Below are 12,580 nucleotides of genomic sequence, written 5' to 3'. Positions count from 1 at the left end.
GATTGGCTATGAAAGTATCGATGACGAATGGTACATTGAATTACTTATCAAAACTCAAGAAGCAGCATCCAGAAGCATCTCTGTTCTTACTGCAGGACCAAGACAAAACCGTCGCCTATTATGAGGGGGAAGATACCTCCATTTTTGAAGAAGGACGGGAGTACGAAACTGTGGACCACGTCGGCACCATCCAGCCCCAAGGATATGTGGTTATGAACAATATCCCTGTCAGTGACGAAGGTCGACCGGTTTTTGAAGATCGCTTCAAAAATCGCGCCGGAAACGTTGAAAACCGTGAAGGCTTCCAAGCGATCCGTATTTTACGTCCCTTAAAAGGCAACACCTACGTCGTCTTCACCCAATGGAGAAGTGAGCAGGACTTTGAAGACTGGAAAAACTCTCAATCCTTCGAAGACGCTCACAAAAAATCCGGACCGAAACATCAGAAGAAGCCTTCTTTCATAGATGGAGACGCGTACATTACGAAATACCAAACGATACAGTTAGAAGAATAGCATAGGAAAAGTGAGCGGCCTGAGCCGCTCACCTTTTTTATTCTTCTTCTTGTTCAGGGGCCTCATCCAACACTTCACTGCGAAAGAACTCATCATAAGCTGTGACAGATTGTTCACCAGCTATACGGGCCTGTTCTTCTCCGTTTTCATAATGGACAAGTGTCGGGGTCCCTTCTATTCCATACTTGCCCCATTGATCTTTGAATTCCTCTAAATTCATCTTTTTCATATCGACCTCGAATTCCTCTGCAATGGGAACTAAGATTGGTGTGACTCTTTGACAATGGGCACAGTTCGGATCATAAAAATAAACAGTAGTCGGATCACCAGACTGAATCTGGTCTTCCAATTCATCTGGTTGAATTTGATTCTGATAATCCGGGTTGTCCAACTGCTCGACGGTCGTTGGATCAAGATTGTCTTTCCCGTATGGATTATCTGCGGTTTTTTGTGAAGTCTGATAATTCACAACAAAAATTAGTACAACAATAAGTATAGCAAGCACGCTTGCGAAGATGATCATATTCTTTTTCATGAACCTTTACTTCCTTTCTTTCTTAAATAACATCAAATGAACGATGAAAATGATAATGAAAGCTGTTCCCGCCAAAAACGGAATCGTTACAAAACCGAATAAGTTGATATACTGGACATTACAAGGCACCAGTCCGCAAGCATCCCCCGATGAAAGAGCGGGAATTTTCTGGACAGAGTAATGATAGATAGAAACCATCCCTCCGATTCCACTTAAAATAAGTGCTGGCAGTCCGATATCCATGTTCTTCTTCAATAGAGCGGCACCATAGATGATGACAAGCGGATACATCAATATTCTCTGATACCAGCACATTTCGCACGGTTCATAACCGATCACTTCAGAGAAAAACAAACTTCCAGCTGTCGCTACGAGCGATATTGCCCATAACAGAAATAGCCATGATTCAATATTCTTCTTCATAAGTTAAATCCTTTCTACCTCTCTCTTCTGCCATTATACTAGGAATTGTCTTGAAAACAAAGTAGTTTAATAGTCATGAAATGTCTTTCAAGCCGGAGAAATACTTTCTTCATCAATCAAGTTGAGCCTTGAATATGAGAAACGAACACATGCCTCCTGCCTGACAAGCTTCCACAAATTTTGAACTGTTTTTTGTCACAGCCAAAGAACAGGATAACGGTTTTTCATAGACAGAACAAAAGCTGCCCTTTAAAAGAGCAGCTCAAACCAATCATAGTTTTTTTAGTAATCCGTTCCGATGCGCATAAACAGCAGCCTGTGTCCGGTCTTGAACACCTAGTTTGCCCAGAACATTACTAACATGGGTTTTCACCGTTTTGACACCGATGAAAAGAGAATCACTGATCTCTTGATTTGTCATCCCTTCACCGACGCACTTCAGCACTTCCAACTCCCGCTTCGTCAATTCTTCATGCGGCTTCTTCTCTTGGCGGAAGCGGGACATCATCTTTGTAGCTACTTTTGATTCGATGACATTCTCTCCCCGCGCTGCTTTTCTTATCGCATCAGCAATTTCATCAGCTGAAGATGTTTTCAGCATATAGCTGAAGGCTCCTGCCTCGAGAGCCGGGAACACTTTTTCATCATCGTAATAACTAGTTAAAATGATTATTTTACAGGTTTCTGTCTTCATGATTTCTTCAGTCGCTTCTATTCCTGTACCGTTCTCCATAATCAAGTCCATCAAAACGACATCCGGCTGTTTTTCCTTTACCAACGCTGCCCCATCAAAGCCACTGGAAGCTTCTCCGACAACTTCCAGGTCATCTTCAGTGTTCAAATAAGTGATGACTCCTTTCCGAACTACATCATGGTCATCTATGACTACCACTCGTATCATCTATTCTTCCCCCTTCATAGACACTTGCATGGGCACGCGAAGATCGATGTGCGTCCCTTCTCCCTGCCGTGAACGTAAGGCGTATGTACCACCAATTTCTTCACAACGTTCCTTCATAGTTTTCAAACCATAGGACGTCTTATTTCCTTTTTTCTCTTCTGTATTGAATCCAACCCCATTGTCAGCGATATGTAAAAACACTTCTTCGCCTCCTCGGGAAACCTCCACTTTCACTTCTGTCGCATTAGCATGACGCAGGATGTTCGATAGCGCCTCTTGTATAATGCGGAATAGTTGTTCCTCGATCGTTCTGGAAAGTCCATGAATTTCTTCCATCTGAAGATCAAAATCGATTTGACATTTTTTCTTCAGTTCTTCCACGAGAGAGGCAATACCTTCTGTCAGAGGCTCTCCAGAAAGGTGGACAGGTCGGAGATGAAGAAGCAGTGCCCTCATTTCCGTTTGTGCCTGCAGGGCCATTTCTGTAATTTCCCGAAGTTGCTCCTTTGCGTGTGACGGGTTCTTTTCAAACACTTTTTCTGTTGCCTGTGCCATCATTGTCAAAGCGAACAATTGTTGACTGACAGCATCATGCAGGTCTCGTGCAAGTCGCTGCCTTTCTTCGATTGTCGCCGCTTTATGGGCGGTTCGGGCAAGCTCCCCTTTTTCATCAGCCAATTTCAAGAGCGATTCTTTTTGCTGTTGCAGCTTTTCTCCCAACTCATTCAACTCATCACCAAGTCCAGCTATTTCATCATTTTCATTGAAATAAATCTTTGCAGAAAATTTACCACGTGCCAGCTGGGTAATCATACTTGAGATATAATCCATCCGCTGCTTCAAATCACCACTGGATTTGAACCCTGCATAAATCGCCATGAAAAAACCTATCCCCAGATATAACATGATGAAAAGTAGAATGGCTCCAGCGCTCAACCAGGCCGGTTGGAACCATACATATATAGATAGTATGATGGCGGCTAAAATAAAAGTATTCAATATCAATCCATATAAGTGAGAGCGGATATACATATAACGAATACTATTCAACTGTTTCAACATGTGCCTTCCACCCTTCACACCTGAACTACTTTAATATCGCCGATACCAAGATCGATCTGGAATGTCAATCGACGTGTGGCTAAGGCATAGTCTTCTGTCTCATATTGTAATGTCCGATTCACTCCTTCTGCATTGTGACCAACTACCTTAATGTCTCCCACTTTGATTACAGCTTCCACACGAAATGGGACATGCTTAGGAATGATGACTTTCACATCCCCTACCCACCCCCGGACAGCGATTGGTGTATCCTCGTCAGGAATGAAGGCGCGTGTGAAGTCGAATTTATAATCCCCGACTCCATTCCACAAACTCATCGGTTCGACCTTCCAATTATCCTGATTGAAGGAATGGTCACCGACGAACATCCGTTTTGATTTGTTACGCCCTCGGGAGTGGGAGGTGCCTGAATCATACTCAAAAATATACTTCTTATTACTCCTCCCAAGAAAAATACTGAAACCGATATAAATGAAGAGAAGTGGCCACAGCTGCCATACTTGGCTGAAACTGAAACCGAATACATCCAACCTGTCTAAGAAAAGCAGGCCGCCGAATATTGTCAGAAAAGAACCGAAAATCCAACTGCCACCCTGCTTTAAAATTGCATCCATCCAGATTTTCAAGCCAAGAATAATAAAAATAACAGGGTAAATATTAACCCAGGATAATTTCATTTCCAGGGAAATAATGTTCAAATTCGACAAAAGCAGAACAACCCCGACAACTACTAATAGTACGGCTAATATTATATGAAATACTTTCTTTCTCATTACACTCATCCTTTTTCGTATCTAACATAAATACAATTCGACAAAAGTCCTATGAACCCCTTTTCGTTTCCAATCTCTTACCACTATTTTACCTGTCTTTCCGAAAAGGAGGAACAACCCTCGGGTGGGAATCTTCTCCGCCTCCAGACGGAGAAATCATGTTTAAAGAGCTAATAGCAGGGAACATTGATAAAGTGACTAGGATAAAGAAAGGATGTTGTTGTATGGATGAAAAGATGAAAGCATTAATTGAAGGACTCAATGAAGACTTGGCTCATGAATATGCCGCTTCGATCATGTACACTTATAATGCAGCAGTCGTAACTGGTTTATATCGTTCTGTACTCAAACCCTTCTTCGAAAGTGAAGTAACGGATGAGCAGGAACATGCCGTTTACTTAGCGGAAAAAATCAGTACTCTAGGCGGTACACCGACGACAACTCCCGCTGAAGTGAAGCAGTTAAAAGAAGTAAGACCTATGCTGGAAGAAGCTAAGGAAGCTGAAAGACAAACGATTAAACGATATGAAGAACGCAAAACACAAGCAGAAGAACTGGGACTCACTGAATTATCAGTAAAACTGGACGATATGATTGCAGATGAAACTGGCCATATGGAAGAAATCGGGCGCTTGTTACAAGATTCCCGCTTACAAGACTGAATACGTAAAGCCTCTGGAAGAGCTCCAGAGGCTTTTTTTGTGGTCTTGCCCGGTGAATTTAAAATAACCTGATCGTTCAAACCCTTGCGCTCCTTCGTTTCGTTAGGGGGATCTTCTTTTTTTCTGAATAGTCGTATATGTTTGAGAATTACTGAAGGGTGTATTACACTTTATAAAACAAAATGAATTGCAGGAGGAATGTAGTAATGTGGCAGGATATTTTTGCAGCAATTGATGAGCAGTACGAAAAGATGGTAGAAACCAGACGTTATTTACACCAATATCCGGAAGTTTCTTTTTATGAAGAAAAAACATCCCGTTTCATCACCGATACATATGAAAGGCTGGGCATTCCATATGAAAGCCATGTGGGAGGAAACGGCGTAATTGCTACTTTGGAAGGCGGAAAACCAGGTCGAACAGTAGCACTGAGAGCGGACTTTGATGCCTTGCCGATTCAGGAAGAGAATACAGTTTCCTACGCCTCAAAAAATGATGGAGCCATGCACGCATGTGGGCATGATGGACACACAGCTTCCCTGCTCGGTTTAGCAGAAGCACTGCTCCCGTTTCAAAAGGAACTTCCCGGGACAGTCGTCTTTTTACATCAACACGCAGAGGAATATGCACCAGGAGGGGCTAAACCAATTGTTGAATCCGGAGCATTGAGTCATGTGGATGCCGTCTTTGGTACTCACTTATGGGTGAATGCGCCTACAGGAGTGATTCAGACTGCTAAAGGTCCTTTCATGGCAGGCGCTGACCGCTTTGAAATTACTATCCAAGGGAAGGGAGGTCATGGCGCCCAGCCTCACCAGACCAAAGACGCTATCGTCATCGCTTCCCAACTGGTCACATCACTTCAACAAGTGGTCAGCAGGAGAATCGATCCCTTGAAGACAGCTGTTGTGACAGTCGGCACATTCGAAGCTGGTCAGACATTCAATATTATTGCAGATTCTGCGAAATTGACAGGAACCGTCCGCACATTCGATCCTGAAGTACAAACATTAATCATGGATGAGATGGAGAAGATCATCAAAGGAACTTGCACGGGGCATGATGCGGAGTATGACTTCTTGTATGAAAAAGGATATCCACCAGTGGAAAATCACCCCGAAGAGGCAGAGTTGATCTTAAAAAACGCCCACCACGCGGACCCTTCGTTGAGAACCGAAGAAATCGAGCCCGTGATGGCCGGTGAAGATTTTGCCTATTATTTATTGGAAAAGCCTGGTACCTTCTATTTTACAGGCGCTCAAATTCCTGATCATTACTACCCTCACCACCATCCTAAGTTTGACTTTGATGAAAAAGCTCTTCCGCATGCAGCAAAAACACTGCTGCAAGCATTCATCAGTTACCAAGAAAAGCATATGATCTCTTAAAGAAAACGGAGGCGGCAAGATTGGATTGTCGTCTCTCCTAATTGTCCTAGTAACCTTCCATTAGCGACATAGCCGACAACGGCTCCAATCCCCGGTAAGAGCTGGAATAACTTCACGAAGTCCAGCGTATCCCGATATTCGATTTGTAACTTCTTCCAGTCTACATTTTTCTCAGAAACAGAGAGCTCTTCCCAATTCAACACCTTCTCTTTCACACCGCCACGTGCTTCATCACTCGAGAAAGCAAGCATGAATACATGCAATACATAAACACGCTCTTGGTAAGAGTGCACGTTAAGACCATAGATTTGTGCTGCATCGAACAAAAACTTCATTTTAATGCTAAGAAGAAGAGGAAAATCTGCTAAACCTAACCAAAATCCACCAAGCCCAGTTCCAGCCCCTTCAAATGAAGCCGTACGCTTATACTGCTTTATAAGTCCCCTCACCTTCTCCTCACGTTGTTCAAATGTCCAGGAAGGGTCCACTTCAATCGGCCTGATATATTCAGATGAAGTTAACGCTATTTCTACCATAGAACGAACACTTTCTGTCACCACCCCATGCACGCGATCCGGGATTTTTTCATTAAGCGATGTTTGAAACCTTTTAGACGTTCGCTGTATGACTGAAGCCCGCTTATCTAATGACTTACTCCAGCGTAATGCTTCTTTTTTCGCTGTCTCTTCATATGTCATGAATCTTCCTCCTTATTGATTGATTCTGCAAAAGTAAAGAACTCTCGTTTTGGGTGCTTTCATGGATTTAGAGTTAATTTCGCCCATTTATAAAGGCTCTGATAAATGTCAGTGTTGATTTTTTGAAGCTCCCTATTGTGTATGACTCAGTTTCGAGATGTTCTCGGGATTCGTTGCCGTATTTGGAGTCGGGGTGGTTGGGAAGCTACTCGCTTTCCTGTGGGGGAGCGCCGAGCTTCCTCGGACTGCCGTCCTGCGGGGTCTCGCCTATCTCCTTCTCCCACGGGAGTCTCGCAGCTTCCTAACCACCCCATTACATGCAGAAGAATAACGACTCCCTTTACCAAGATGGGCGGTCTTCCACCCCCACTCGGAAGCGGACATAAAACGCTCTATATCAAGCTTTCACATCCAGAATAGCGGCCACGGAAGTCTATATCCCTCCACATTTACTTTGAGTGAAAAGCAGCTTATTCCAGAAGTGTTTCGAGACACTCACATGGTAAGGGGTTGCCAGTTTCGTTCATTACAGGAGGCTCACCGCGCTCCCGCGGAAAGCGACCCATTCCCCGCAGCTCCATCCACTTACACAAAAGTCTCGGAATCGAGTCTTCCATAATACTGTTATAACTGAATAACTCTCACATGAAAGCAACAACAACCTTAAACAAAGCCTTTATAAAAAAGAGAGGCTGATCATCCAGCCTCCCCTGATATTTCTATCAAGTCAATTTCTGCTTCACATAGCTTTGAATGAATAAATAACTGAACACACTACCACCGACCCAAACGATTACAAGACCAAGCAAGTTCCACTGGGCAAGAAAAAGCAGTCCGAACAAGAAAGTTTGGAAAAACATGATTTGTTGCAGCCATGTAAGCAATGCTTTCTTTTTCCACTCATTCTTCACAGGATATAAATCAAGCCAAGCGATCGTACGGTGGTGATTCCATAACGTCATCATTTGGAAAGCACTTAGATATAGGAATAAAATTGCAAATGAAATTTTAACCCATATGTTAGGCACAAACCAAATCGCGAGTCCACCAATCACGATTAACCTTAGGTACATCCCTAAATAGTCACTGCTGCGTATGAAAGTAATTCTATATAAATATGCAAAAGTCTGGTCTTGGCGATACGTCATTCCCTTGACAAGGGCGGTAACAAGAGCATGACGTTTTTTGACTGTATTCTTTAAATGCGGCACATCTGTGAACATATTAGCAATACGATAAAACGTCCTCATTCGCTGTTGGTCTTTTTCGACTAGTAAATCCCAGGCTAGTCCGGCTTTTCGCCTTGCCAGTGTGTACGTATACATGACGACACCGACCAGAAGAACCGTAATAATACTAGCAAAAATCCACTCCCCTTGTGCTAAAAAGTAAAAAATAGCAATATTCAGGAGAGCTTTGACCACTTGGTCCACTAAACGTGTACGTGGATTTCTCTCTTTCAGCATCCACCAGTTCGAAATCATATTCCAAACCTTCACAATGAGAACAATCCCGATCATCATGAGGTAATGCTGTGTCCCAAGCTGTGGGTAGGAGGCGAAATAAAGCGGGCCCAACGCCGCCGAAATAAGAAAAATCACATAAAGTTGAACGACATAACTGTAATACAGACACCGTTTAAAGTAATCACCAAGCTGATATTCCGCTGGCAGTAAAAAAACTAAGTCCGGTTCTTGCAGTAAAGTTCTTACAGGACTGTAACTTGCCATAAATCCGAATGCGGCCGCAATGATCCACGCAGTTGGAAAGTCCTCTGGTAAATCCTGCAGCCATTGCTGATAATAGTAAGCAAGCGCTGATATAAAGAAAAGCATAGCCACCGCGATGTGACCATTGAAAATATACTTCAAATAACGGCTTGTCTCTTTCATATGTTCGGAAAACCGACGTGTCCAAAAATCTCTGGAATTAATCATAGTGTTCTTCCTTCGTCAGCTGCACATAAATATCATCAAGCGAAGCTCCTGGCTTTCCAAAAGAACGACGTAATTCATCAAGCGTCCCCCTTGCCCGGATCTCCCCATCATGGAGAATGATGAAGCGGTCGCAATATTTTTCTGCGGTCGCTAAGATGTGGGTAGACATCAGGATTCCGGCACCCTTTTCTTTCATATCATCCATCATCTGCAAATACGACTGAATCCCTAGTGGGTCCAACCCTACGAAAGGTTCATCTACGATATACAACTCAGGTTCAATGAGGAAAGCACACATGATCATTACCTTTTGCCGCATCCCTTTGGAAAAATGAACCGGGAACCATTTTAGCTTCTTCTCCATGCGGAACTCTTTTAATAAAGGATCCAACCGCTTTTTAAATACTTCTTGTGGTATGTTGTAGGCCATTGCTGTCAAATGAAGATGTTCGTATAAAGTCAGCTCATCATATAAAATCGGCATTTCCGGTATATACCCGAGCTGTTGTCTGTAGACCTCCGGATTCTCTTCAAAAGAAGTGCCATTGATCGACACTTTGCCTTTTTTCGCTTGCATCATGCCGATGATATGCTTGATTGTCGTACTTTTACCTGCACCATTCAAGCCGATCAAACCGACAATCTCTTTAGGCTGAACATCGAACGATATTCCGTGTAAGACGTTTTTATGTGTATATCCCCCGTGGAGATCTTCGATATGTAATAAAGACTGCATGTTTACCCCTCTTTTCTTGAACATCCATTCTTAAATTTTATCATATTTCAACCTCGGATACACTTTTTAGAAGGACAAGATCATCGAGTTCCCCTCGTCTATTATGGTACAATGCTAATAAAGAGGAAGGAGTGTTTGAGTATGGCAGAGGATTGCATTTTCTGTAAAATCATTGATGGTGAAATACCTTCAGCGAAAGTTTACGAAGACGAAGAGGTATATGCTTTTTTAGATATCAGCCAAGTGACCAAGGGACACACACTTCTGATACCGAAACAGCACTCTAAAGACATTTATCACACACATCCAGAAACGGCAGAGAAACTATTTGCAAAAGTTCCTAAAATCGCCAATGCAATTAAACAGACCTATGCACCAATAGGCTTGAATGTTTTGAACAACAATGAGGAACCAGCTGGACAGTCTGTCTTCCATTTACATATCCACCTGATTCCCCGATATGGTAATCAGGATGGATTCAATCCGAAGTGGGAAGTTCATGCTGATGAATATTCTCCTGAAGATCTACAAGCCATCGCAGGGGAGATTCATCAAAACATTCCCGGATGACCGATTGTTTTGATTTTATGAAGGAAGTTTTGCTATAATATCTTTATGCGTCCGCAAACGGTCATGAGGGCACGTTTGGAACGTAAATTCAGTAGAGCCCAGTATAGTTGAGGAGAGATATAAAATGAATATTCGAGTATTAGTCATGTTATCTTTGTTAGTAGGGATTGGAGCAGTTCTTCACACTGTCGCACCCCCATTCTTCTTTGGAATGCGTCCGGATATGATGCTTGCGATGATGTTCTTAGGAATTACACTATTCCCTAAGGCACCTTATGTTTTGTTATTATCATTAGCTACAGGTTTCATCGCTGCATTGACCACGACCGTTCCGGGAGGGCAACTGGCAAATATCATAGACAAGCCTTTGACAGCCTTCGCTTTTTTCGGACTTGTTCTGTTGACTAAGAAGCTTTCCCGATATAAATTCACCCAGCCTGTATTAGCTGCAATCGGTACGATGATCAGCGGTTCCATATTCTTAAGCGTAGTTTTATATATCATCGGATTGATGGAAGCAAGCTTCGGTGTCATGTTCGCTACGGTAGTTCTACCGGCAGCAGCGTTCAACTTCATCTTCGTAGCCATCATGTATCCAATTGCAAGCAAAATACTGCAACGAACATCCTTAGCGAAAGTGGCCCAGCCTGCTCCGGCGGTTGCCACAAAAGCTGATTGAAACCCACCCCAAAGGCACTACAAAACTGTAGTGCCTTTGGTTTACTTTTACCAATTGAAAATCATTTTTTATTGTTTTTGAGGTTTGATTCATACATATTAAGAGAAAATACAAATATGAGATGGATTCGAAAGGAGATTGGTTATGCCAAACGGAAAATCATTAGTATTAGGGTTTATTGTAGGTGGCGTCACAGGTGCAGCCTACACTTTATTGAGCACTCCTTCTTCAGGACGTGATTTCAGAGAAAATGCCAAACTGAAAAGTGAGAATTTGAAAAATACTGTCCTCAGTTTGAAAGAAGACGGCATGCAGCTGAAAGATCAAATTGCCCAAACATCCAAAGAAGGTGCAGAGCTTATTAAAGAGCTTTCTGAAGATGTGAAAAGCTCTATTGAAAGCTGGAAGAGCACCGTGGAACCCCACCAAAAAAACATCCAAAAATACTTGGAACAGATTGAAGAAAGCCTAAAAGAACTTGAAGAGAAAGCAAAAGCTGAACAGAAGGATCATAACACCCAGCCGAACCATGAAGTAATCAATCACCAATAAATGATTCATAAAAAAACCCGCCGTTGTGCGGGTTTTTTTATGGTTGTCCTTGTAAAACCATATGCGCTATCCCCTCTTATATGTCACTTTAAGTCTAGTCTATTTATACTCAGAGCAAAATAATTTTTCAATCCATAGTCAGGTAATAAAAAAACGAGCAAGGGAGGATCCCCTGCTCGTTTTTTGTATAAGTTATTCAGCTGGTTTCAGATCTTCAATGGAATCAACATCCATGTATTCTGGAACGACAAGACCGATTTTCGCACCTTCAAGGTTTGCACCAAGGTCTTCAAGACTGTCTTTATGTTCTTCGTAAAGATCACCGTGAGTTCCTGGCAACCATGCAGCTACCATACCTGTAACTTCACCGGAAGCAACTGATTCCCACATTGGGCCATTGTCCAGTGGTGTAATCGTTACATCAAAGCCTTGCTCTCTCATCACTTCTGCAATTACGTTTGTAGAAGCAATTTCAGAATCCCAGTTTACATAAACAAGTTCAACTTCTGTACCGTCAACTTCTTCTGTACCTTCTGTCCAAGCATCCACCTTGTCCTGGTTTTCAGAAATCCAGTTTTGTGCTGCTTCTTGTTCACTTGTACCGTTTGCGATTTCAAGCATTACAGATTCCATATCAGCAGCTGTCCAGTTGAACTGGTCTAAGATTTTATAAGCGTTCGGCTTTTCTTCTTCAAGACCTTGACGGACCATTGTCTTGATTTGCTCTTCACCACCGAATACTTCTTTTGGATCTTCCAGATATTTCAGGTCATATTTGGCGAATTTCCAGTGTGGCGTCCAGCCTGTAACAACAATCGGTTCTTCATTCTCAACCGCTTCGCCTAATGCTGTAGCCATCGCACCTGAGGATGATGTGGAAACTTCCCAACCACTCAAGTTTTCATATTCTTCTACAGCAGTTTCTGCTGCAGCTACAACACCGGCGCCTGCTTCAATTCCAGTAATTTCGTAATTAAGTTCTTCCCCGTAGTTCACTTCTTCAGAAGAAGAATCTCCACCTTCGCTATCGCCTGTGGTTTCATTCCCTTCATCATCTGATGATCCACACCCTGCAGCTACCAGTGTTAAAGAAAGTCCAGCAACCATGCCGAAACGTTTCCAGTTTAAATTAAACATGTAAAGCTCTCC

15 protein-coding genes are annotated in these 12,580 nt (G+C 42.7%); 6 read left to right on the top strand and 9 right to left on the bottom strand.

The features are described 5' to 3' along the window. Positions 1-8 precede the first annotated feature (8 nt). Positions 9-515 (top strand): antibiotic biosynthesis monooxygenase family protein, encoded by a 507-nt coding sequence (locus tag ACTWPX_RS14855; protein WP_443120422.1) that lies wholly within the window; start codon positions 9-11, stop codon positions 513-515. A gap of 37 nt (positions 516-552) precedes the next feature. On the opposite strand, the gene ACTWPX_RS14850 is transcribed toward ACTWPX_RS14855, so the two are convergent. The 5 genes from ACTWPX_RS14850 to liaF form a co-directional block, all read right to left on the bottom strand. Next, the gene (locus ACTWPX_RS14850; RefSeq protein ID WP_443120421.1) at positions 553-1,050 is read right to left on the bottom strand and encodes a thioredoxin family protein; all 498 of its coding nucleotides are present in this window, start codon (positions 1,048-1,050) and stop codon (positions 553-555) included. A gap of 6 nt (positions 1,051-1,056) precedes the next feature. Beyond that, positions 1,057-1,473, bottom strand: coding sequence for a disulfide oxidoreductase (locus ACTWPX_RS14845; RefSeq protein ID WP_443120420.1), 417 nt, complete (start codon positions 1,471-1,473; stop codon positions 1,057-1,059). 271 nt (positions 1,474-1,744) lie between these two features. Next, positions 1,745-2,374, bottom strand: coding sequence for a response regulator (locus tag ACTWPX_RS14840; RefSeq protein ID WP_128523641.1), 630 nt, complete (start codon positions 2,372-2,374; stop codon positions 1,745-1,747). Further along, positions 2,375-3,436 (bottom strand): histidine kinase, encoded by a 1,062-nt coding sequence (locus tag ACTWPX_RS14835; RefSeq protein WP_443120419.1) that lies wholly within the window; start codon positions 3,434-3,436, stop codon positions 2,375-2,377. A gap of 14 nt (positions 3,437-3,450) precedes the next feature. Continuing rightward, a complete protein-coding gene (gene liaF, locus ACTWPX_RS14830; RefSeq protein ID WP_443120418.1) occupies positions 3,451-4,209 on the bottom strand; it encodes a cell wall-active antibiotics response protein LiaF in 759 nt (252 codons plus the stop codon). 224 nt (positions 4,210-4,433) lie between these two features. Between liaF and ACTWPX_RS14825 the strand changes: the two genes are divergently transcribed. Further along, complete coding sequence (locus ACTWPX_RS14825; protein WP_128523647.1) at positions 4,434-4,871, top strand: ferritin-like domain-containing protein; 438 nt, start codon at positions 4,434-4,436, stop codon at positions 4,869-4,871. Between the two features lie 206 nt (positions 4,872-5,077). After that, positions 5,078-6,259: a M20 metallopeptidase family protein gene (locus ACTWPX_RS14820; RefSeq protein WP_443120417.1), complete on the top strand. Its 1,182-nt coding sequence runs from the start codon at positions 5,078-5,080 to the stop codon at positions 6,257-6,259. Here the strand turns inward: ACTWPX_RS14820 and ACTWPX_RS14815 are convergent. From ACTWPX_RS14815 to ACTWPX_RS14805, 3 genes are all read right to left on the bottom strand, one after another. Then, the gene (locus ACTWPX_RS14815) at positions 6,256-6,957 is read right to left on the bottom strand and encodes an EcsC family protein (protein WP_443120416.1); all 702 of its coding nucleotides are present in this window, start codon (positions 6,955-6,957) and stop codon (positions 6,256-6,258) included. The two genes, ACTWPX_RS14820 and ACTWPX_RS14815, sit on opposite strands and share 4 nt — an antisense overlap. A 722-nt stretch (positions 6,958-7,679) precedes the next feature. Continuing rightward, positions 7,680-8,894 carry an ABC transporter permease gene (locus tag ACTWPX_RS14810; protein ID WP_443120415.1) on the bottom strand — a complete coding sequence of 405 codons (1,215 nt, stop codon included), beginning with the start codon at positions 8,892-8,894 and terminating at the stop codon, positions 7,680-7,682. Then, positions 8,887-9,630, bottom strand: coding sequence for an ABC transporter ATP-binding protein (locus tag ACTWPX_RS14805; RefSeq protein ID WP_443120414.1), 744 nt, complete (start codon positions 9,628-9,630; stop codon positions 8,887-8,889). The genes ACTWPX_RS14810 and ACTWPX_RS14805 overlap by 8 nt, the downstream gene beginning before the upstream one ends. 141 nt (positions 9,631-9,771) lie before the next feature. Between ACTWPX_RS14805 and ACTWPX_RS14800 the strand changes: the two genes are divergently transcribed. From ACTWPX_RS14800 to ACTWPX_RS14790, 3 genes are all read left to right on the top strand, one after another. Then, the gene (locus tag ACTWPX_RS14800; protein WP_443120413.1) at positions 9,772-10,200 is read left to right on the top strand and encodes an HIT family protein; all 429 of its coding nucleotides are present in this window, start codon (positions 9,772-9,774) and stop codon (positions 10,198-10,200) included. A gap of 124 nt (positions 10,201-10,324) precedes the next feature. Continuing rightward, positions 10,325-10,879, top strand: coding sequence for a tryptophan transporter (locus tag ACTWPX_RS14795; protein ID WP_443120412.1), 555 nt, complete (start codon positions 10,325-10,327; stop codon positions 10,877-10,879). A gap of 144 nt (positions 10,880-11,023) precedes the next feature. After that, on the top strand, positions 11,024-11,431 hold the full coding sequence (locus tag ACTWPX_RS14790; RefSeq protein WP_128523663.1) for a YtxH domain-containing protein: 408 nt from the start codon (positions 11,024-11,026) through the stop codon (positions 11,429-11,431). A 192-nt stretch (positions 11,432-11,623) separates the two neighbouring features. Here ACTWPX_RS14790 and ACTWPX_RS14785 read toward each other — a convergent pair whose 3' ends face one another. Continuing rightward, positions 11,624-12,568 carry a glycine betaine ABC transporter substrate-binding protein gene (locus tag ACTWPX_RS14785; protein ID WP_443120411.1) on the bottom strand — a complete coding sequence of 315 codons (945 nt, stop codon included), beginning with the start codon at positions 12,566-12,568 and terminating at the stop codon, positions 11,624-11,626. Positions 12,569-12,580 lie beyond the last annotated feature (12 nt).

This window comes from Halobacillus sp. H74, from assembly GCF_052246715.1.
In the GTDB taxonomy this organism is placed as follows: Bacteria; Bacillota; Bacilli; order Bacillales; family Halobacillaceae; genus Halobacillus; species Halobacillus litoralis_A.
This window is presented reverse-complemented; position numbering and strand designations above follow the sequence as displayed.

Coding starts and splice junctions, on each gene's coding strand:
- ACTWPX_RS14850 (WP_443120421.1), bottom strand. CDS start 1,050: ATGAAAAAGAATATGATCATCTTCGCAAGCGTGCTTGCTATACTTATT.
- ACTWPX_RS14835 (WP_443120419.1), bottom strand. CDS start 3,436: ATGTTGAAACAGTTGAATAGTATTCGTTATATGTATATCCGCTCTCAC.
- ACTWPX_RS14825 (WP_128523647.1), top strand. CDS start 4,434: ATGGATGAAAAGATGAAAGCATTAATTGAAGGACTCAATGAAGACTTG.
- ACTWPX_RS14845 (WP_443120420.1), bottom strand. CDS start 1,473: ATGAAGAAGAATATTGAATCATGGCTATTTCTGTTATGGGCAATATCG.
- ACTWPX_RS14800 (WP_443120413.1), top strand. CDS start 9,772: ATGGCAGAGGATTGCATTTTCTGTAAAATCATTGATGGTGAAATACCT.
- ACTWPX_RS14855 (WP_443120422.1), top strand. CDS start 9: ATGAAAGTATCGATGACGAATGGTACATTGAATTACTTATCAAAACTC.
- ACTWPX_RS14785 (WP_443120411.1), bottom strand. CDS start 12,568: ATGTTTAATTTAAACTGGAAACGTTTCGGCATGGTTGCTGGACTTTCT.
- ACTWPX_RS14805 (WP_443120414.1), bottom strand. CDS start 9,630: ATGCAGTCTTTATTACATATCGAAGATCTCCACGGGGGATATACACAT.
- liaF (WP_443120418.1), bottom strand. CDS start 4,209: ATGAGAAAGAAAGTATTTCATATAATATTAGCCGTACTATTAGTAGTT.
- ACTWPX_RS14840 (WP_128523641.1), bottom strand. CDS start 2,374: ATGATACGAGTGGTAGTCATAGATGACCATGATGTAGTTCGGAAAGGA.
- ACTWPX_RS14810 (WP_443120415.1), bottom strand. CDS start 8,894: ATGATTAATTCCAGAGATTTTTGGACACGTCGGTTTTCCGAACATATG.
- ACTWPX_RS14820 (WP_443120417.1), top strand. CDS start 5,078: ATGTGGCAGGATATTTTTGCAGCAATTGATGAGCAGTACGAAAAGATG.
- ACTWPX_RS14790 (WP_128523663.1), top strand. CDS start 11,024: ATGCCAAACGGAAAATCATTAGTATTAGGGTTTATTGTAGGTGGCGTC.
- ACTWPX_RS14815 (WP_443120416.1), bottom strand. CDS start 6,957: ATGACATATGAAGAGACAGCGAAAAAAGAAGCATTACGCTGGAGTAAG.
- ACTWPX_RS14795 (WP_443120412.1), top strand. CDS start 10,325: ATGAATATTCGAGTATTAGTCATGTTATCTTTGTTAGTAGGGATTGGA.